Origin of the sequence: Streptomyces sp. DvalAA-14, assembly GCF_900091855.1 — a bacterium.
Lineage (GTDB): Bacteria > Actinomycetota > Actinomycetes > Streptomycetales > Streptomycetaceae > Actinacidiphila.
Map to the genome: position 1 here is coordinate 1 of NZ_FMCH01000116.1, position 19,069 is coordinate 19,069.

Consider the following 19,069-nt stretch of genomic DNA (forward strand, 5'->3'; position numbering starts at 1 on the left):
GATCGACGGGACGACCCAGGACGCGGAGAACGCGGTCATCACCGCGGGCCGCAGCCGTTCCGGATAGGCGCGGCCCGCCACCACGTACAGCGCGACGATCACCAGCCCGCCGCCGAGGCCCTGTACCGCCCGCCCCAGCACGAACACTCCCATCGACTGGGCCGTGCCGCTGATCACCAGCCCGGCGGCGAAGCAGCCGATGCCGCCGGCGATGGGCGGCAGGGGGCCGCTGCGGTCGCACCACTGGCCGCTGACCACCATGGCCAGCAGCGAGGTGGTGAAGTAGCCGGAGAAGGCGAAGGCGTACAGCCCGAGCCCGTCCAGGTCGCGTGCCGCCACCGGCATCGCGGTGCCGACCGCGGTCGCCTCGAAGGCGATCATGAGCACGGTGGCCACGATCCCGAACGTCAAGGCCCGGTACCGCTTCCCGAGCACCCCGTCCTCGGATTCCGCCCCGGCCGCGGATACCCGCTGGTCGTCCCGCTCTCCGTCCCGAGCCCGCGCAACAGTCACCCGCCCAGCGTAAGGGGCAAACGACGGTTACGCCCCTGCCGTGCGACTGACCGGCCCTCCGCCTTTGGTCCCGGGACCGGCCCCCGACCCGCCCATGCGTGAATGCGCCGGCCCCCATCCCCCGTTTGTGAACGCGCCATGGCAGTCCCGTGGCGCGGCCGCCCGCCCCATTGACCGCGCCACCGCCGACCCGGCATCGTCGTAGACGCACCAGGGGCCCACCGAGGGATCAGGAAGGCCCCAGCAAGGGACACGGCCGTGTGCCCGAGAGGTTGAGGGACTCGCCTGCAAAGCGAGTTACGCCGGTTCGATTCCGGTCACGGCCTCTGGTTGTCCGACCAGGCAAAACGAAGGGCGGCGCCCCGCACTGGGCGCCGCCCTGTCAGCGTCTGCGTCTCACTTTCCGTCTCAGTCCTCACTCATGTCCGTTCAGCGCTGCATCAGCACGCAAGGCCCACCGATGAAGCGGTCAAGTCGAACAAGCGAGGTTGTCAGAGGCGGGTGGCATCCTTGACAGGATCTAACGTCGCTCGACGGAGGGGCCTGTGCACAGCCACCCGCTTCATCGCCCGGTGCTCACTGGGTGTCTCTGCTGCAAAACCGNGCAGGAGTTCCACTTCACATCCCACACGGACCACGTGATCTGTAAGGGATGCAAACGCCACCAGGGGGACACTGTTGCGAAAGTGCTCTTGCGCGACACGGATCACATAGCGCTATGGCGATCGGAACTTGCTCTAGAGCAAGAGGAGCGAACTAGTGAGGTCACCCGCCTGCAAGGGGCCCTCGAAGACCGCAACACTAAGGTCGCTCGCCTTCAATCTCAGGTCCAGGAACTACTACTGACCATTAGCGATGGCGTCGAGAAAGCTCCCCCAGCCGCCGTAGAAAGGTGGTGGACTAACAGACAGGTAGCCGACGCCCAAGAGAAACGAGACCAAGCCTACCGATCCAGAGACCAGGGCTTCCGCTCCCTGTGGGCAATTCACCGACTGCACCATCAGGACGACGACCGGGAGGGGTACTGCTCGTGTGGTCGCCGGGCCGATCGGTGCAAAGAGCTGACCGCGCTGAAGCCCACCTTGGGTCCACTCACTCGGTGGGAGGCGAATCAGGTCGACAGACTTCGGCGCGGTCAGTCACACGAGTTGCCTGACGAGCACCCAGAGGTGCTCAAGCGCGGAGGCTACCGCCGGCGCGCATGGTGATAGGTAACCCGTTCGGTATGCACAGCGGGGAAGCGGTCCCCACAGAGACCGCCTTATGCTCCCTCACTTGAGCAGTACGAGGGCGCCCGCGACCCCATCGTCATCATCGTCGGGCCGGTCCGCATCGGCCGTCCAGATCAGCCCGTCGACCTGCTTCGCCACCTCGGTCCGTACTGAGTCGACCATGTGCTGATATCGGGCCGCCATGGCGGTTGTCGACCATCCCATGAGGCCCATCACAGCGCGCTCAGGTACGCCGAGGATCAACAGGACCGTCGCGGCGGTGTGGCGTGCGTCGTGAAGCCGCCCGTCCCTGACGCTCGCCTCTTTGAGGAGACCTTTCCACTCGGCCCAGTCCCTTCGGTGGGACGGGCTACGGCCGTGTTCGTCGGCAAATACCCAACCACCCTCTGCCCACTTCCCGCCCGCGGCTTCCTGCTCCACATCCTGCGCTTTTCGGTGGGCCCGGAGCAGGTCAACGAGTTGTTCGGGCAGCCCGACCGCGCGACGCCCCGCACGTGACTTGGTGGTGGAAACCTCAGGGTTGGTGCGTTGCCTCTGCGGGCAGTAGCCGGCGGCCTTGCGCCCGCACGGTTCTGTGCACCCGTGCGCGTACTGGGGACGGTGGCGACTGCGGCGGACCATCAGGAATCCGCCGTCAAGGTCAACGTCCTCCCACTTCAGGCCCAGCACTTCTCCCTGGCGCAGTCCGAGAGCGAGAGCGACCGCCCAACGTGCGGAGTTGCGGTGCCGGTCGGCGACCTTCAGTAGCCGCTTGACCTCCTGCACGCTGTAGGGCTCCACCTCGTACTCACCCACCTTCGGTGCCTTGGCCAACAGAACAGGATTCCTGCCGAGGTGGCCGCGACGAACGGCCTCATTGAGCGCGACGCGTAGCGTGCGGTGTGCCTGGTGAGCAGTTGCGGCTTTACTGCCGTTGGCCTGCATCTTCGCGTAGAAGGCTTCGATGTGTTCGGGCTTGAGCTGGTCGAGGCGGTGAGCGCCCAAACCGGGGATGAGGTGCTTCCGTACGGCAACCCCGTACCCGACCATCGTGTTGTCGTTGACCGCCAACGGCGCGACGTTCTCAGTCCAGTGCGTCAGCCAGGCCCGAACCGTCCAGGGCTTGCCCGGCTTGCGCACGCTCTTGGCCTCGCGTTGCCGCTCCAACTCGCTTACTGCGTAGGTCACTTCCGCACGGGTCTTGCGCTCGACGTGGCGCCGATCGGGCTTGCCATCGTCACGGATGCCGACAGTAACTCGGCCGTGCCACTTGCCGTCCCTGCCCAGGTAGATGGAGCTTCGTCCGTTCGGTTGACGGGTGCGTTTTTCCTTCTCTGCCACCGGCAGACTCCTGTGATCGTGTCGGGATGGAGGAGACCGGGGCGGCGGACTGTCTTGGTCGGGAGCCGCCGCCCCGGGCGAGGTCAAGCAGCGCGGTTCGTCGCGCGGAGTCGCGCGACGAATTCGGGCAAGGCCGCGACCGGAACGCGCCGGAGGTGGCCGATGGTCACGGACTCCAGAGCGCCCGTGCGGATGAGGTTGAAGCAGGTGGTCCGGCCGATGCGGAGTCGCACCGCGGCCTCTTCAACGGTGAGCAGAACCAACGTGCGGTCGTCGTCCGGGATCTCGCTGGTGAACTCAGCAATGGCGGCGGTCACTACGGCTCCTTTGCGTGGCGGTTCGGGAAGGCCGTGCACGACGGGGTGCTGCGGAGACTGCGTGTGTCCGAGGTCTGGATTTCTGCGTCATTGCGTCATGTGCGTCATGCGGGCTTGTGACCTGCGGGTTTGCATGACGCAGAGGTGCGAGGGTGCGTCATGGTTGCGTCATGGGCTGCGTCATCCGTGACGCAGCCCATGACGCAGATGACGCAGCATGACGCAGAACTGTCCGTCTGCGTCATGGTCATACGTGCAGCTCGGAGCCGGTTTTTCGGTCCGCATGACACACATGACGCAGCGTCTTCCCTCTTAGGACAAAAGAGGGGGTTCCTGTAGTCGTCGGGTGGGCCTTACAGCGTGAAGAAGGAGCCGCTGCGCGGCACGACCTTCACGCGGCCCAGGGGCCGAACAGCAAGAGGAGCACGCCGCACCGCAGCGCCCGTGGTGCTCTTCTTGCTTGTCCTGCTCGAACGGTCCTCAGAACGCCTGCTGCTGCTCGGGCGGGGGAGTTCCAGTGGGGCGGGTCATTTCGAGGTAGCGGCCTTCGAAGGTCCGGCCGGTGTCGATGATGACGCCTCGGGCGGCAAGGGTGGGCTGGAGGCGTTTGAGACGGTCTGAGAGGACTTTCCCGGTGGTGGGCCAGCCTTTGGGCAGGGGACGCAGTTCCTCGCCCGTGTGGAGGCGGCTGAGGGCGTTCAGCCATTGGGTTGAGGTCATCCGCTGTCCGGTGCCCGGTTCGATGTTCTCGGCGTGCTTCAGGACGGTTTGGGCGAGGAGGTCTCCTTCGATCACGTCGTCGTTGAGGTCGTCCAGGCTGGCGCGGTAGGCGGCGAGTGCGCCGAGGCTCGTTGCGGCGTCGAGTTGCGCGCACAGGTGCGCGAAGTCGGCCATGCGCAGATCGGTGGGGGTTTCCGCCACAGCGGCCCGGACCTTGACGGTGAGGTCCAGCAGCGACCCGAGCACGATCGGCAGCACTTCGGCGTACTCCGCCCACAGTTCCGCTTCGGTGCGGCGGACGCGGGGGCGTTCCAGGCGCAGCGGCAGGAGGCGTTCGGCCAGGTCGGGCCGGATGACTCCCACGTCGATGCCGGTCAGCAGCAGGGGTCGGCGGTAGCGGGCGCGGAACACGTCGCCGTCGGTGAACAGCGCGCGCTTGACGGATTCGGCGCCGGTGACGATGCAGCACATGGCGTCGGACAGGTCCGGGGTCATGTGAGACAGGTTGTCCAGGGCGGTGACCCATCCGGCCGCCACCGCCGCGATCAGGTTCTCCTCATCCTTCGGCGCGCGGCGCAGGTCGCCGCTCATGCCCTCGATGATCCGGATGAGCATCCGGCCGCCGGTGGACTTGCCCGCCCCCTGTGGTCCGGTGAGGAACGGCGCCGGCACCGGGACCGAGGGCCCGAGGCAGCCGATCAGCCAGGCCAAAGCCAGGCATTCGGTCTCGGCGGTGGCGAAGTTGCACAGCCTCAGCAGCAGGTCGATGCCTTTGCCGTCTGTGTCCCGGGCGGGAAGGGGCAGTTCCCCGGTGAGCTGGGTCCGGCGCCAGCACACCTCACGCGGGTCGGGGGTGAGGATGTCCCACCCGGCGGGGTGGATGCGCACGGACTGTCCGTCGTCGCGGCCCAGGTCCAGCCACGTGGCCCCGTCGAATCCGGGAGCGACGCGGATGTGGACCGGCTGCACGTCCTCGGTCAGCGCCAGGGCCTCAATGAGGTCAAGCGCCTCTTTGAGCGCGGTGCCGTTGAAGACGCCGCGCCCGTCGCGGAACAGGCCGACCATGAGTTCCTGGCGGTGGCTGCCGGTGGTGCCCTGCGAGCGGATCGGGCGGGCAACCGGGTGGCCGTTCTTCTGCGCGTACACGGTCCCCTCGGCGGTGCGGAAGTACCGGAAGTGCTCTTGCGCGTACTCGGTGATGACCTCGCGGCCGGGGGTCTTCTCGTCCTCGGACACGGCTACACCCCCAACCGCGCACGGGCGTTGGCCCACGCGTCGGCGCAGTGCCGGGCCGATTCACCCTTGGCCTGCGCGGCAGTGAACAGCCGCGCGATGTGCGCTTCACCGAGGCAGCCACACCGGCCGTGCGCGGACAGCACCGCGAGGAACGTCCGGTACACGGTGGCGTGCACCCCTCCGGACGCGGCGGTGATGGTCTGCTCGGCCATGGCAATGCCCCGCTCCAAGTACGTCGGGGTGCGGTGCCGGCATACCCCACCCCCGACCGGCCCGAGCACCGAGACGGCAACCGGCCAGGCAGTGGAAGGCTTCTTCACCACCAGCGCGCGCACGGCATCCGGCAGCTCCGCGATGGTGCCGGTGCCGGTGCCGAGCCAACGGGCGTAGGCCATGGTGGACTTGATGTCCACCCCGGGCCGCACGGCGTTGGCGGACTGCATCGCCCCTCGGTAGATCCAGTGCTCACCACGCGTTGTCGGCACGGTCCGTGCTGCGGGCAGCGTCCTGCGTGCCCACGCGATGGCTTCGGCGTTGTCGAGGTCTACGACGGTCAGGCCGGCGCCGCCGGGGTGGTAGGCCACCGCGGCGGCGTCACGCCATGCCCGCGTCCACGCCGGAGAGTTCAGGATGCCGGGGTCGGTTGTGGCCGCAGCCCAGCCGTGGCACGGCGCCGGGCAGGCGCACGGCCCGGGGGTCTTCATGTTCGGCCGGCCACCGCACGCGTTGCCGGTGCAGGCCGGGCAGTTGCCGAACGGCACCTTCCCCGCCCGCAACGGCAGAACGGGGACGGCATCGGCCGCGAGGCGCAGAGCGTTGCGCTGGTGCGTGTTCATGCCGCCACCCCCGCCGTGATCTGTGCGAGAAACGCAAGACCGATGAACTCGCTGTAAGCGGGTGGAATGGCTTCGGTCAGTTCTTCACGCACGTCGGTCCAGGTGATGCCCATCGCGGCCTGCAACTCCGGCACGGTGGGCTTGCCGCCGCCGTTGCCGTACGCGGCGACGTACGGCCCGTCGTAGAACGTGCCGTGCCGGTAGCCGCGTACCCGTCCCCGGTGCTGGATGTGCGCCGGCCGTTGGGCGGTCCAGTTGCCCAGCTCGAAGTTGCGGTGCCGGATCACGTCGAGGCCGAACATCTCGCCGCACAGGGTGAGGTCTTTTCGGATCTCGGCCTGCCCGTTGGGCTGCTCGATCACGTACGGCAGGTCGGTGGCATCCAGCAGAGTGCGGGTGTCGATCACCAGATCCTCATGGGCACCGCCCCACCCACGGGAGTTGTTGGTGCCCACGGTCAGGGTGCATTTGCCCTGGCACGGCGGGGAGGCGTGCACCATCGCATAGCGACGGATCTCTCCGGTGCCGATCAGGTCGGCGAGGTGTTCCAGCGCGTTGGCGCGGGTGAAGGTGAACGGGTAATTGGGGCGGTCGGCGATGTCCACGCCGTGCACGTCGAATCCGGCGCGGTGATAGCCGGTGGCGGCGCCGCCGGCGCAACAGTACAGGTCCAGCAGCAGCAGCCGGTCCGACTGTCGCCGGATGGCGGTGGGATGGGTCATGCTGGTGGTTCTCCTGTCCCCTCGGGGATGGATGGAGGACCGTGGCGGCGGATTGTCCTTGGTCGGGAGCCGCCGCCACGGGTACTACGCGGCGCAGGGCCAGCAGCAGCCCAGCGAGGTGGGGATGACGTAGGGCTGCACGGTCTTGCAGGCGGGGCAGGTGCGGCGGGCGCGCATCATGGCTTCGTGCGAACGCCAGCGGCCCGGGGTCATGGGCCGGACCGGTCGGGCGGTGGTGGGGTCGTAGAGGTTGGCGGTGCGCCATCCGCCGCAGTGGCGAGCTTTGCGGGAGCGCCAGCGCAGTTCGGCGACGACTTCGGCGCGGGCGGCGCTCAGGCCGTGCTGCCGGAGCTGGTTGCGGGTCATCAGGCCATGCGGGGCGAGGCGGTAGCGGTAGACGGGCAGGGTCACAGCGTCGTTCCTTCCTGACGCCGGAATGGTGACTGTGCGTGCAGGGAGGGAGGCAGGAGCCACCCCGGGACCCGTGTTTCCAGGGGTTTCCGCAGGTCGCGGAGGGGTGGCTCCCTGCCTCCCTGAGTGAGCGTTGCCGCAGATCAGATCAAGGAGGCGGGGGCAGGGAGGCAGTCAGGGAGTTCTCCCTCCATCCCTGGACACCTCCCTTTACTCAGCGTCACCTTCGGCGGTGTCGGCGGCGCGCTGGTCGAGGGCGGCGCGGACCTTGGCGCGGTCGGCGACCATGACGCCGTCCGACTTGTGCGGGGCCGCGCCGACCGGTTCCAGCACCTCGCGCAGGTCGCCGAACTTCCATCCCCGGTACTCGGTGGGGCGCAGTTCGGCGAGGCGCTGCAACACCTCTTGTGTGCGCATCCGGTCGGCGTCGGCGAGCACGGTGGCGATGTCGGCGAGCGCGTCCACCCGCTCGCCCGTGTCGACCGCCGCGCGGGTGGTCACCCCGGTGCGCCGGGCCTTGGCCCGCTCCGCGATCTCGGCGGCGGCATCGCCGTCGATGAAGTGGGTCCGGATGGTGATGGAGGACTGGCCGGGGGCGAGTTTCACGCCGTCGCCGGCCACCACCACTGTGCCCTTGTCCAGGCCCTGCCGGAGCTTGTGCGGGGCGGCGCCGCCGTCGATGGCCTTGTCGCCCAGCGCCATCCGCGCCTGCGACTCCGTGCCCAGCACAAGGGAAGCGCGGATGTGCGCGCCTTCGCGGACGAGCTTGGGCAGGTTCTGGTCGGTGGGGTCCTGCGTGCCCTGCCACAGCAGCACGTCGACCGCGCGGCCCTGGTTGTGGATCTTCCGCGCGGCCTGGAAGTACCGGCTGGTGGCCTTGGTGCCCCCGTAGGGGCGCTTGTCGGGTCCGACCGCCGGGCACATGAACGCCACCTGCGCCTCGTCCACCAGCAGGATCAGCGGGTCCCAGGTGGTGCCGGCCGGGGCCATCAGGCGCCGCTCCATCTCGGCGACGCCCTCTTCCAGCATCTCGGTGGCGTCGATGACACGCTCGTCGGTGGGGCCCTCGATCAGGACCGTGGCCAGCCCGGTGAACATCCGCCAGTCGCCGACGCCTTTGAGGTCGGCGATGCGGACTTCCACGGTCGGGTCGAGCACCAGCCACAGCAGCAGCGCCCGCAACGATGCGGTCTTGCCCTGGTTGGACAGGCCGGTGATGAGCAGGTGGCGTTGGAACAGGCTGATCAGCGCGGCGTCCCCGCGCAAGTCCTGTCCCCACGGGGCCCGGCCGGTGGCGTAGTTGCCGGACATGTCCGCGTCGATGGCCAGCGGGGAAGGGCCGATCGGCTCGTCCAGCGCGCCACTGTCGGCGATCCACAGGCGGACGGTGCGGGCGGCTTGCGGGATGCTGATGAACACCTCGTGCTCATGCCGCCCCAGGTTCTCCGCGAGCTTGCGGCGCCGTCCTTGGACTTCCTCGGTGCTGACGCCGGAGGGCAGGGTGACGTCGACTTCGACGCCGCATCCGGCGATCCGGATCGGTCCGAGCATCGCGGCGCCGTTGTCCTCCATCGCCCGGATGGCGCCGCGCAGCGCGGCGATGCCCAGGTCACGCAGCGCGGTGACCACGATCGACGGGGTGATGGGGGCGCCGTCGTTGGAGCGCTGCACGGGCGGGAGTGCCCACTGAGGTGCGGCCTGCCCGCGCCGCCCGGTGTTCCACAGCCCGAACAGCACAAGCCAGGGGGCGAGGAAGACCGCCGGGCCCCACACGATCGAGCCGAGCCACACCAGCGTGCGGATCGCGTCGATGGTGAACGCGATCGGTGCGATGACCTGCGACACGTCGCGTTCGGCTATGGCCAGCACGGTGCCGAGCGTGAGCAGGCCGCCGGCGGTGGTGGCGGCGCCGACCAGGGCGGCTTTGGCGATGCGCTGCGGGGCGGTGAGCAGGTCCATGCGCCGCTGGTGACGCTGCTGCCGGAAGGTCCGGCCGCGCTCTTCCCACTCCATCGCGGTCTCGTGCTGCCCCGCGGCTTCGGCGATACGGATCATCCGCTCGTACCGGGCGGCGGACCGGCCGTCCCACGCCCGGCGGGCGAGGAGGCCCGCGCCGCCGGCCACGTAGGCGCCGTGCCGGGCCACCGCGCGGGCGGCGGTGCGGGTGCGCTGGTCGGTGGCGACCACCCGCACCGTTCGGGCGGTGCGCCGCCACAACGGCGCCGGAGTAGGCGCAGCAGTGCCGGCCGGGAGGATGACGCCATCCAGTACCTCGCGCGGCGACGCGGTGTCAGGCGGGGCGGTGTGCTTGGTCAGATCGGGTGCGGACCGGGGCCGGTACGCGTCCAGGTCGATGACTTCGGTCATGCTGGGGTTACCTGCTCTCTGATGTGAGGTGCGGGGGCCGGACCGGCCGGTGTCTTGGCGGATAAGCGGCCGGTCCGGGGCAGAGCTACTTCCCGGCGTGCGCACGCCAGGCGCGCTTGGCGGCTGGCGTGTAGCCGGTGGTCTTCCCCCGGTGGCCGCACTCGCAGGACCACATGGTGAACACCTGGGTTCCCTGGGTGTACGTCATGCCTGCCTCGAAGCGGTGGCGGGTACCGAACGCGGACATCGGTCACTTCCCCTTCGCGGTCTTCGAAGCCTGCTCGGCGCGGGCGCGGGCGCCATCGATGATGCGGTTGAACTTGCCTTGCAGGTCGGAGAGGTCAACCGCCTCGCCCGCGATGGCGCGTTTGGCCATCCGCGCGCCGAGCAAGGCCAGGCGCGTGGCTTCCCCGGCGGTCAGCGGGGGGTCGTTCGGGTGGGTGCGGATCATCACTGGTCACCGCTTCCGGATGTCGCGGTAGATGCCGTAGACGACAACGGCCACCAACGCGATGCAGGCCGACGCGATGGCCAGCGCGACAGCGGCGAACGCCACGGTGACCATGAGCATCGAGCCGCCGACGCCGATGGCCAGCCACTTGCCGGCCGTGTCCGCTCCGGACCGCTGCGGCGCGACCACGGTCGGGGCCGGCGGGGCGGTGGGCTGCTGGGCCTGGATGATCTGGGCGGCCTGGATCGCGGCGAGGATCACCGCGAACTGCTCGCCCTGCCGGGCGGCGTCGACCGCTTCGGCGGACGCCTTGCTGATGTCGGTCATGACGAGGTCTCCCCTTCTCACAGGGCCGTAGCGGAGTCGGCGCGCTGGTCGGTGTCGACCAGGTGCAGCGGCGTCGGGGCGGTGCGCTCGGAGCGCAGGGCGTCGCGCAGCATCCGGCCGTTGGCGGAGGAGGTGTGGACGGCCTTGCGGATCGCCTCACCGGTCAGCGCGTCGTCCGACCAGTCGGCGGTTGCCTGCCGAGCCTCGCTCAGCAGTTGCTCGGCGGTGCGGGTCGGCCGGGGCGTACGGGCGACCTTCGGCACCGGACCGGTCGGGCGACGCGGACCGGACGGGGCGGCCACGGCCGGCGCGGGAAGCGGCGCCGTGCCGGTCGACTCCGGTACGAGCGGGGCGGCCGGCGCGGGGAGGGTGGTGGGAGTCGACTCCCGCAGGTCAGGCCCCAACCGATTTACGGTAGAAGGGATGGTCTGATCCTGATCTGTGATCGGCGCGGGTCGGTGGTGAAGAACCTTGGCCACCAGGTCGGAGCCGAAGAAAATCGACCCGACCGGCAGTGACGTGGCCAGCAGCACCAACACCCAGTTCGCCGGGGCGTAGTCGACCAGATGCAGCCGACCGGCGGCATGCGCGTGCAGCGCCGGCACCAGACCGTGCACGTAGTTCAAGACCAACGACGCGGCGGTGTACCCGGCCAGCACCCGCAGCGCGAACCTCCGGTCCGGTCCGGTCAGCACCAGCGTCGCCACCAGCGCGAGCGCCATCAGGCCATCGACCACGAACGGGTAGAGCAGGGACGCCGTACTGTCGGCGCCGACCGTGCTGGCGATGTCCCGCAACGCGTTCCACGACACCCGGAACGCCATCCCCACCACCACGACCAGCGCCGCCACCAGCAGAGCCTTGGCTGTGCGGTTCATGCCGCACCCCCGATCACGATCGCGGCGGCCATCAGCAACAGCACACCGGCCGCGCACGTCAGGTCGACCGCCCACCGCAGGTACGTGAACTTGCGCACCGCGATCCGCGACAGCGCCGCGATGTGCTCCGCCCGGTCATCGCCGGACAGGTCAGCGGTCACCTGCTCCGGCGCGAGGGTCGCCCACCGGGGAACCCGACCGGCCGGGCCCCGCCCAGGTTCGGGCGCACCGCCCACAGCAGCACTCCGGCCGCACCCCCCAGCAACAGCACCGCCGCACCGCCGAGCAGCAGCACAGCCAGGGGGAGGCGCCGGCCGGACGCCACCGCCCACACACCGGCCAGCAGCGCTCCGACGAACGCCAGTAACAGCGACGCCTTGCTGTCCGTGCGGCTGATCTCCGCTTTCACGTCCGCGCGAGCGGCATCCAGGTTCGCATCCGTGCGGGCCGTGCCCGCACCCGAGGTCGGCTCGGTGGTGGTCATGCTGCCAGCCCCTTCCTGCCCGACCGGCGGCGAACCACCGGGGCGGGGCGGGACGCCGGGGCGAGGTGCAGCAGCTCCGGCATGGTCCGGCCGATGGTCTCCACCGCCAGCGCGGTGATCCGGTCGACCATGCCCGGGTCGTCGGCGAGGATGTCCCGGGCCGCCGCCTCACGCGCCGCCCGGTCCTGCTCGCTCTCGCCCTCGACACCTATCCACAGGTCAAGCGGGGTGCCCAGCGCAAGTTCGATGAACTCGCTCGTACTGTCGGCCCGATGGGGCCCAACAAAGTCGTACACGGGGTCGTCTCCAGACGAAGAAGGGATGGAGGGGCCCGGAACGGCGGAATGTCCTTGGTCGGGAGCCGCCGAACCAGGCAACAGATGGTGCGAGCGCCCCGGGCCGGATCTGATCCGGCACCCTCACGGCGTGAATACCGGGGCTGACATGCATGTCTCCTTCGGGACAGCGGCTCCCGTCTTACGGAAGAGCCGCCTAGGCCCGTTTCAGGCAGAGACGTGACCTTTCGGTCTATATGCCCTCCGGATGACAAGGCCCCGGGCGCCTCGGCCTGATCTGTCCCAGGCCCCATCACCGCGACCAGCCGACCGAAGCCGGCATGTCGAGGTTCCGTGCCCGTAGGCCGACTGGACCGACCGGCGGGCACATCCCTAGGGTTCCCTAGGGTTCCCTGCGGTGTCAAGCGGTAGGGTAGGGAACCTCAGGGATGTCGCGAGAGGAGCGGTCGTCATGGCAGGCCAGGCCACCAATCAGGCGCCATACGCGAGGATCGCCGCGCACTACGCGGAGCTGATCTCGTCTGGTCAGCTACAGCCGGGATCACTCTTGCCAAGCATCAAGAACCTCGCAGAAGAGTGGAAAGTGAGTACCGCGACAGCCGAGAAGGCGCTGCGCAAGCTCCGCAACGACGGCCTCGTGCAAGGCATTCACGGCATCGGAACGGAGGTCCTGGACAGGCCGGGGTCCATGTCCTCGGGCGCTCAGCGCCTGGACCGGGGGCGCCGGACCGGATCTAGCTGGGGGGACGGCGAGAGGTCCGATTCACATCAAGCGGTCGTCGTCCCTGCACCGGCCGATGTCGCGCAAGCGCTGGATACGGAGACCGGCGCCGATGTAATTCGTCGCAGCCGGGTCTATCGGGACCGACACGGCATCGTGGCTCACAGCACGTCGTGGATTCCCGCCCGGTACGGCAAGCTGATCCCCCAGCTAGCGGCAAGTGAGCGCCTGATGGGAGGGACGTCGCTGCAACTCATCGCTCAAGCGACCGGCCACCCGATCAGTCACCGGATCGACACGGCTTCAGCACGAACGCTTACACCGGAGGACGCCCGCCTACTGGAACTTGACCCTGATGACTTGCCCTCGGAGCCGGTGGTGGTGATGACCGCGAAGTTCATGGACAGCGAGGGCGACATCGTTGAGTACGGCGTGGACCTTGGCGGCCCCGGCCGTACATGGCGCACGGAATCGGAGGTCTCCCCGTGACGGCTCCTCGTCCACCGTTCTGTGTCCTAATGGTGGGACTGCCCGGCTCTGGCAAGACCACGCTATCGCGTGAACTCACAGACCATGGGTTCGTCCGGTTGTGCCCGGACGAAGAGATGTACCACCGGCACGGCGTATACGGCGTGGACTTCCCTCGGGGCACGTTCCCCGCCCTCGAAAGGCCAGTCCTCGAAGACATGACTGTCGAGCTGAGAAAACAGCTCAAGGCGGGGCACGATGTCGTAGTGGACCACGGATTCTGGACCCCGGAGGACCGAGCCAGATGGGAAAGTATCGCCGTCGATGCCGGCGCCACCCCCCTGCTCGTTTACCTTGCGGTCAGCCACGATGAACTGTGGGCGAGGGTAAGTAAGCGCAACGACTTCCACAAAGGCGATCCGAATTCCATCTATTTCTCGGAGAGCGACCTAAAGCGCTACCGCACCCGGTTCGTCCCGCCCCAGGCAGACGAACCGCACCTCCTATACGAGGGCGATGCTTCGGCCGTACTAGCGGTGCTAGGCGTCGCCAGACCCCGGAGCACGGAGCGCTAAGCCACAGGTCAGCCGGGGAATCATCCGTTTCAGTTTCAGTCCCCTTCGACCCCGTAATAACGGTTCGAGTAGAAAGGCGAGGACGCCAGAAACGGGGCTGAACGACTTTTGGATATCGCTCTGTCTAGCCTGAATGAACCTGCGGAGTACGGACACGCGGCAGTAATTGTCTGCGTTTCAGGGAGCCAAATTCCCTTCCGTTCTTCGTCTTCCGCACGCTGAGCCGCGTGATCAGCGAATAATTTCGAGGACCCGGAAGCACACGAACAGTCGATTCCTGCTTCGCCCCGTAATCTCTCGCAGGTATCCCATACTAACAAGCTTGCGAATAGCCTGATTAGTGGTCTCGAAAGTCTTTCCAGTAAGCACTCTCGCCGTGGTGACATCAATTACCGGATAGCCGATGATGCTCTCGGCAATTTGGACCGCCGCACCAGAATACCCACCACCGCGAACATCTGTCATAATTTCGTCCCTGAACCTTATCAGCAGTGAAACTTTTTCGACACCAGCCTGCGCCTGGACACTGACAGCCTCCGAGAAGAAACTGATCCAGTCATCAAATTTTCCGGACTTTGTGACACTTAGAAGTCCGTCCATATATTGAGAACGATTCTCTTCGAGCCAAGGGGAAATATTGAGGATGGGAAGTTTAAGCACGCCTGCCTGGATTAGCTGGAGCAGTGCAACGAGTCGACCAACGCGGCCGTTTCCGTCCGCGTAGGGATGCATCGTCTCAAACTGATAGTGGGCCAGCGCCAGTTTGATAATAATTGGGAATTGGTCTTCAGCGTTGACCCATTTCTCCCAGTCACTGAACATTTCTTCGAGGATCGGGCCATTAGGGGGCGGAACGAAGCGAGATTCCTCAATCGGCCTGTGCTTCGGTCCGATCATTACCTGACGCTTCCGAATATCTCCCGCGTCGTATGTCTCCCCTTCCGTTCCACGCACCATTGCATGTTGAAGCTGACCCAGTACAGTTCGACAGATTGGATACTTCGTCAGCAGCTCCATGGCCAATTCAGTTGCGCGAACATAATTATGTACTTCTCGTTGCTCGGCCGACTGACGATCCTCCTCGATGAAGTCCGCCTCTAGCACTTCATTGAATGTCGTGTAGGTGCCTTCAAGGGCGGAAGTGCTTTGAGCTTCTCGCCGAATGATCGGCCGAAGCAGTATCTCCGGATTGGGGAGGCGCTGCATGGCCTGGTCCAGTCTGGCCACGTCCATCGCGGCGGACGTGGCCGCATTGATGGCAGACATGCCCGGTGCTAGGTCCGCTGGCAGCTTGGTTGGCACAAACGCCCAGTACCGCCACGGCTCGCCGGTCTTGGCATCGGTTCCCGAGATCGGCTCAAGGCGGCCCACGGGCGAGCTGCCCAGTGCTTCGAGGTCCATAACCGGAGTGTACAGATGGACTCAGGTTTCATTCAGGTATGAGTCGCCTCCACCTGAACAAGCCGGACCTTGTTCAGGTGGAACCAGGCCAGGACAGCCCACTCAGGCAGACACCCCCCTCACCTGAACAAGCCGGACCTTGTTCAGGTGGAACCAGGCCAGGACAGCCCACTCAGGCAGACACCCCCCTCACCTGAACAAGCTCGTTCGGAGGCATGTCGACCTGAGTTCTCCGACCCAAGCACGCTGACGGGTGGCGGCCATGCAGTTCATAGCTCCCTTGACTGCCCTTCTTCGGGAAGGCACCATCCAGTGCAAGCCACCCTGGCTCCGTCTCAGTTTCCGTCTCGTTCACGCCCGTACGCGGCCGTCCACATCCGTACGCCGATGGTCCCTAGGGGCTAGGTTCGGACTGCTGAGGACGGCTGCGAACCGCCGCGTACGGGCCCCCGAGGCCACGGACAGACCTGCAAAGCGAGTTACGCCGGTTCGATTCCGGTCACGGCCTCCGTATCCGCCGACGGCCGGGCGTCTTCAGACGCCCGGCCGTCGGCGTTGGCGTTCCCATTGGTGGACGGGATGGCGGGTGGGCGCCGGGGGGAACGGCGAGGGGGCCGGCCGGCGGAGGCCGGCGGGGAGGCGTCGCCGGGCCGGTTGCGCAGGCCGCGAGGCCCCTTCGCGCGGCGTCGGCGGAATCGGACATGACTTCGTCATATGCCGAGTGGTCGCGGGTGGTTGAGCGCAGCGCCGCGGCCTGCGATGCTCTCTGTTCGGTCGGGTCTGTTTCGTGCAGAACCGTTCGAGCCCACCGGAGGAGGGCGCAGGCATGGTTGATGTCTCGCTCGGCGGCGGCGTGCTGGTGATCACCGGGGTGATGGCCTCCGGCAAGTCCACGGTGGCGCAACTCCTCGCCGAACGCCTGCCGCGCGCGGTCCACGTGCGGGGCGACGTCTTCCGCCGGATGCTGGTGTCCGGGCGGCGCGACCTCGTTCCCCACAGCGACGAGGAAGCCTTCGAGCAACTACGGCTGCGCTACCGGGTGTCGGCGTCCACCGCCGACCTCTACGCGGCGGCCGGCTGGACCGCGATCGTCCAGGACGTCGTCCTCGGCGAGAACCTGCGGCCGTATCTCGACGCGATCGGCTCGCGCCCCCTCCACCTCGTGGTGCTCGCCCCCTCCCCAGAGGCCGTCGCCGCCCGCGAGGCGGCCCGGGCCAAGACCGGCTACGGTTCCTGGACCGTCGGCGGCCTCGACCACATCCTGCGCGACCGGACGCCGCGGCTGGGCCTGTGGGTGGACACCTCGGCCCAGAGCCCGGACGAGACGGTCGACGCCATCCTGGACGGCCTCAAGCAGGCCCTGATCGCCGAATAGCCCAACCGGTCCAACCGGTCCAATCGGCCCAATCGGCTTCACCGGCTCATGCGGCCCAACCGGCTCGGGCCGCTCAGGCCCCGCGGTCCGCCGGCGCCGGAGGCGGCGCCCACTCGTCGTGCAGGAGGCCGAAGACCGCCTCGTCCAGCTCCTGCCCGTAGACCCACGACGCGCGCCGCAGCGTGCCCTCGCGCCGGAATCCCACCGCCTCGGCCGCCGCGATCATCGCCGCGTTGTCCGCCAGCGTCTCCAACTGGAGGCGGCGCAGGCCGCGTACCTCGAATCCGTACCCGCACAGCGTCCGCACCACGTCGGTGCCCAGCCCGCGTCCGCGGAAGGCGGGCCGCAGCGAAATGCCCAGGTGCGCGGTCCTGTTGTGGTGGTCGATCGCCCAGAGCACCGCCTCGCCGGCCAGTTCCTGCGAGGCGAGCTCCACCACCGAGAACGGCACGAAATGGTCCACGGGCTCCTGCACCGCGTACGGCGCGTGCGGGGTGCCCGGCGTGACGGGCCGCCAGGGGCGGTTGTCCGCGCGCGACCGCATCGGCACGTCGTCGTACAACTCGGCGTGCAGCACTGCCTCGTCGCTCTGCTGACGGGCCCGCAGCCCGACCTTCGCTCCATGTATCACCCCCCAGTCCTACCCGGCCGGACCGGCGCGGCTCAACCCGGTTGACCGGCGGCCTGCGGGACACCGGCCGGGGTCTCGTCGTAGCGTCGGGACCATGACGGAAGAAGCGGTGAACACGCGACTGAGCTACGCCCGGCACGCGCCGGATGTGCTGCGGACCATGCTGGCCTTCGGCGAGGCCGCGACGAAGGGGCTCGACCCGGTGCTCGCCGAGCTGGTGAAGATCAGGGCGTCGCAGATCAACCGGTGTGCCTACTGCCTCGACCTGCACCTTGCCCAAGCGCGCAAGGCCGGGGAGAGCGAGCGGCGGATCGATCTGCTGAGCGTGTGGGACGAGGTCGAGGGGGTCTACACGGACCAGGAGCGGGCCGCGCTGGCGCTGACCGAGGCGGTGACGGAGCTCACCGACGGCTTCGTGCCGGACGCGGTCTACGAGCGGGCGGCGGCGCACTTCGACGAGGCCGAACTGGCCCGGCTGGTCAGCGCCGTGGTGGCCATCAACGCGTGGAACCGCTTCAACGTGACCTTCCGGACGCCGCCCGGCGGCACGAAGTGAGCGACAAGGCGGCAGCGCTGCGGGCGCTGCACCAGGGCCGGGCCGAAGACGATCCGCTGGTGCTGCCGGGGCCGTGGGACGCGGCGAGCGCGGCGGTGTTCGCGGCCGCGGGGTTCCCGGCGCTGGCGACGCCGAGCGCGGGGATCTCTGCGTCGCTGGGGTACGAGGACGGGCACGGGACGCCCGCCGCCGAGATGTTCGCCGCGATCGCCCGGATCGTCCGCGCGGTGGACGTACCGGTGAGCGCCGACGTGGAGGCGGGATACGGGCTGCCCGCCCAGGAGCTGGTCGAGCGGCTGCTGGCGGCCGGGGCGGTGGGCTGCAATCTTGAGGACTCCGACCCGGTGAGCAGGCAGCTTGTCGACCCGCAGTGGCAGGCGGACCGGCTGGCCGAGGTACGGGCCGTGGCGGGCCCGGACCTGGTCGTCAACGCGCGGGTGGACTCCTACCTGCGCGGCGATCGTACGACCGCCACCGCCGTCGAACGGGGCCGGCTCTACGCGGAAGCCGGCGCGGACTGCGTCTACCCGATCCTGGCCCCACCGACCCAACTCGCCGCCCTGGCCGAACAGATCGGCCTGCCGATCAACGCCTACTGCAAGCCGGGCGGCCCTTCCCCCCGCGAGCTGGGCGTGATGGGCGCGACCCGCGTCACCTTCGGCGGCGGCATGCAGCAGCAGGCACTGGAGGCGGTCAAGGAGATGGCGGAGGGTCTCCTGCGATAGGGGCTGCCGCCCCGGGCAACGGCACCCGGTAGCGGGGCACAGGGCGCGGGGCGGCACCTGACCGCCCGCGACCCGCGCCGAACAGCCGGCGGCGCAACCCCGTCGCGCCGACGGGACCCGGCAACCGTGGGCCTGCCACGGTAAGGGCAGCCGCCGGGGCCCGGGCGCCCCGGACCGCCGCACGGCTCGCAACCGGACCGCGGGGCGGCCGGAAGCGAAACGCGGCGGTCCGACGGGGCCGGCGCCCGCCAACCGCCCGCGAAACCCGCACCGCGAGGCTCATCCGGTGGAGCCGCCGCCCGGGCACCGTCTCCGGCCCCGCCCGTAAGCCGTCACCCATGGCCGCCGGCGTTACGCCGGCCGGGCCGGCAACCGCGGGCCGCACGCGGGACCGGCACCACGGGCGGGTCGGACCCGGAACCGCGGACCGCACGCGGGACCGGCACCACGGGCGAGCCGCGCCCGGCAACCTCGGACCGCAAGCGGGACCGGCACCACGGGCGGGTC

22 protein-coding genes and 1 tRNA gene are annotated in these 19,069 nt (G+C 68.7%); 6 read left to right on the plus strand and 17 right to left on the minus strand.

Features of this window, described 5'->3' with window-relative positions; all coding sequences use genetic code 11:
• Positions 1-513 (minus strand): MFS transporter (locus tag GA0115240_RS05415; protein ID WP_176724986.1); only part of this gene is annotated, 513 nt, incomplete at its 3' end.
• 254 nt (positions 514-767) lie between these two features.
• Between GA0115240_RS05415 and GA0115240_RS05420 the strand changes: the two genes are divergently transcribed.
• Positions 768-839, plus strand: a tRNA-Cys gene (locus tag GA0115240_RS05420).
• A 945-nt stretch (positions 840-1,784) separates the two neighbouring features.
• On the opposite strand, the gene GA0115240_RS05425 is transcribed toward GA0115240_RS05420, so the two are convergent.
• From GA0115240_RS05425 to GA0115240_RS05480, 14 genes are all read right to left on the minus strand, one after another.
• Positions 1,785-3,065 (minus strand): tyrosine-type recombinase/integrase, encoded by a 1,281-nt coding sequence (locus tag GA0115240_RS05425; protein WP_093735508.1) that lies wholly within the window; start codon positions 3,063-3,065, stop codon positions 1,785-1,787.
• Between the two features lie 83 nt (positions 3,066-3,148).
• Positions 3,149-3,382, minus strand: coding sequence for a helix-turn-helix domain-containing protein (locus GA0115240_RS05430; RefSeq protein WP_256069556.1), 234 nt, complete (start codon positions 3,380-3,382; stop codon positions 3,149-3,151).
• Between the two features lie 480 nt (positions 3,383-3,862).
• Positions 3,863-5,338 carry an ATP-binding protein gene (locus GA0115240_RS05435; protein ID WP_093735509.1) on the minus strand — a complete coding sequence of 492 codons (1,476 nt, stop codon included), beginning with the start codon at positions 5,336-5,338 and terminating at the stop codon, positions 3,863-3,865.
• 2 nt (positions 5,339-5,340) lie between these two features.
• Positions 5,341-6,174 (minus strand): bifunctional DNA primase/polymerase, encoded by an 834-nt coding sequence (locus GA0115240_RS05440; RefSeq protein ID WP_093735510.1) that lies wholly within the window; start codon positions 6,172-6,174, stop codon positions 5,341-5,343.
• The gene (locus tag GA0115240_RS05445; protein ID WP_093735511.1) at positions 6,171-6,896 is read right to left on the minus strand and encodes a DNA cytosine methyltransferase; all 726 of its coding nucleotides are present in this window, start codon (positions 6,894-6,896) and stop codon (positions 6,171-6,173) included. Before GA0115240_RS05445 ends, GA0115240_RS05440 begins: the two co-directional genes overlap by 4 nt.
• A gap of 84 nt (positions 6,897-6,980) precedes the next feature.
• The gene (locus GA0115240_RS05450; protein ID WP_256069557.1) at positions 6,981-7,307 is read right to left on the minus strand and encodes an RRQRL motif-containing zinc-binding protein; all 327 of its coding nucleotides are present in this window, start codon (positions 7,305-7,307) and stop codon (positions 6,981-6,983) included.
• Between the two features lie 210 nt (positions 7,308-7,517).
• A complete protein-coding gene (locus tag GA0115240_RS05455) occupies positions 7,518-9,674 on the minus strand; it encodes an ATP-binding protein (protein ID WP_237554623.1) in 2,157 nt (718 codons plus the stop codon).
• Positions 9,675-9,759: 85 nt separating this feature from the next.
• Positions 9,760-9,921, minus strand: coding sequence for a hypothetical protein (locus GA0115240_RS36660; RefSeq protein ID WP_161302026.1), 162 nt, complete (start codon positions 9,919-9,921; stop codon positions 9,760-9,762).
• A 3-nt stretch (positions 9,922-9,924) separates the two neighbouring features.
• A complete protein-coding gene (locus tag GA0115240_RS05460; RefSeq protein WP_176724987.1) occupies positions 9,925-10,125 on the minus strand; it encodes a DUF6257 family protein in 201 nt (66 codons plus the stop codon).
• A 6-nt stretch (positions 10,126-10,131) separates the two neighbouring features.
• Positions 10,132-10,452, minus strand: a complete 321-nt coding sequence (locus GA0115240_RS05465; RefSeq protein WP_093735512.1) for a hypothetical protein — start codon at positions 10,450-10,452, stop codon at positions 10,132-10,134.
• Between the two features lie 17 nt (positions 10,453-10,469).
• On the minus strand, positions 10,470-11,330 hold the full coding sequence (locus tag GA0115240_RS05470) for a DUF2637 domain-containing protein (RefSeq protein WP_093735513.1): 861 nt from the start codon (positions 11,328-11,330) through the stop codon (positions 10,470-10,472).
• On the minus strand, positions 11,327-11,491 hold the full coding sequence (locus GA0115240_RS39135) for a Pycsar system effector family protein (protein ID WP_370673282.1): 165 nt from the start codon (positions 11,489-11,491) through the stop codon (positions 11,327-11,329). Before GA0115240_RS39135 ends, GA0115240_RS05470 begins: the two co-directional genes overlap by 4 nt.
• A complete protein-coding gene (locus GA0115240_RS05475) occupies positions 11,488-11,814 on the minus strand; it encodes a hypothetical protein (RefSeq protein WP_370673283.1) in 327 nt (108 codons plus the stop codon). Before GA0115240_RS05475 ends, GA0115240_RS39135 begins: the two co-directional genes overlap by 4 nt.
• Positions 11,811-12,110 (minus strand): hypothetical protein, encoded by a 300-nt coding sequence (locus GA0115240_RS05480; protein WP_093735514.1) that lies wholly within the window; start codon positions 12,108-12,110, stop codon positions 11,811-11,813. Before GA0115240_RS05480 ends, GA0115240_RS05475 begins: the two co-directional genes overlap by 4 nt.
• 451 nt (positions 12,111-12,561) lie before the next feature.
• Between GA0115240_RS05480 and GA0115240_RS05485 the strand changes: the two genes are divergently transcribed.
• Together GA0115240_RS05485 and GA0115240_RS05490 are read left to right on the plus strand one after the other, a co-directional pair.
• Positions 12,562-13,320, plus strand: a complete 759-nt coding sequence (locus GA0115240_RS05485) for a GntR family transcriptional regulator (protein WP_093735515.1) — start codon at positions 12,562-12,564, stop codon at positions 13,318-13,320.
• A 29-nt stretch (positions 13,321-13,349) separates the two neighbouring features.
• Positions 13,350-13,874: an AAA family ATPase gene (locus tag GA0115240_RS05490; protein WP_237554624.1), complete on the plus strand. Its 525-nt coding sequence runs from the start codon at positions 13,350-13,352 to the stop codon at positions 13,872-13,874.
• 231 nt (positions 13,875-14,105) lie between these two features.
• On the opposite strand, the gene GA0115240_RS05495 is transcribed toward GA0115240_RS05490, so the two are convergent.
• Positions 14,106-15,275 carry a Fic family protein gene (locus tag GA0115240_RS05495; RefSeq protein WP_237554625.1) on the minus strand — a complete coding sequence of 390 codons (1,170 nt, stop codon included), beginning with the start codon at positions 15,273-15,275 and terminating at the stop codon, positions 14,106-14,108.
• Positions 15,276-16,101: 826 nt separating this feature from the next.
• Between GA0115240_RS05495 and GA0115240_RS05500 the strand changes: the two genes are divergently transcribed.
• The gene (locus GA0115240_RS05500) at positions 16,102-16,650 is read left to right on the plus strand and encodes an AAA family ATPase (protein ID WP_093735517.1); all 549 of its coding nucleotides are present in this window, start codon (positions 16,102-16,104) and stop codon (positions 16,648-16,650) included.
• A gap of 73 nt (positions 16,651-16,723) precedes the next feature.
• Here GA0115240_RS05500 and GA0115240_RS05505 read toward each other — a convergent pair whose 3' ends face one another.
• Positions 16,724-17,281: a GNAT family N-acetyltransferase gene (locus GA0115240_RS05505; RefSeq protein WP_093735518.1), complete on the minus strand. Its 558-nt coding sequence runs from the start codon at positions 17,279-17,281 to the stop codon at positions 16,724-16,726.
• Between the two features lie 94 nt (positions 17,282-17,375).
• Here GA0115240_RS05505 and GA0115240_RS05510 point away from each other — a divergent pair, with 94 nt between their 5' ends.
• A complete protein-coding gene (locus GA0115240_RS05510; RefSeq protein ID WP_093735519.1) occupies positions 17,376-17,837 on the plus strand; it encodes a carboxymuconolactone decarboxylase family protein in 462 nt (153 codons plus the stop codon).
• Positions 17,834-18,562 (plus strand): isocitrate lyase/PEP mutase family protein, encoded by a 729-nt coding sequence (locus GA0115240_RS05515; protein WP_093735520.1) that lies wholly within the window; start codon positions 17,834-17,836, stop codon positions 18,560-18,562. The genes GA0115240_RS05510 and GA0115240_RS05515 overlap by 4 nt, the downstream gene beginning before the upstream one ends.
• Positions 18,563-19,069 lie beyond the last annotated feature (507 nt).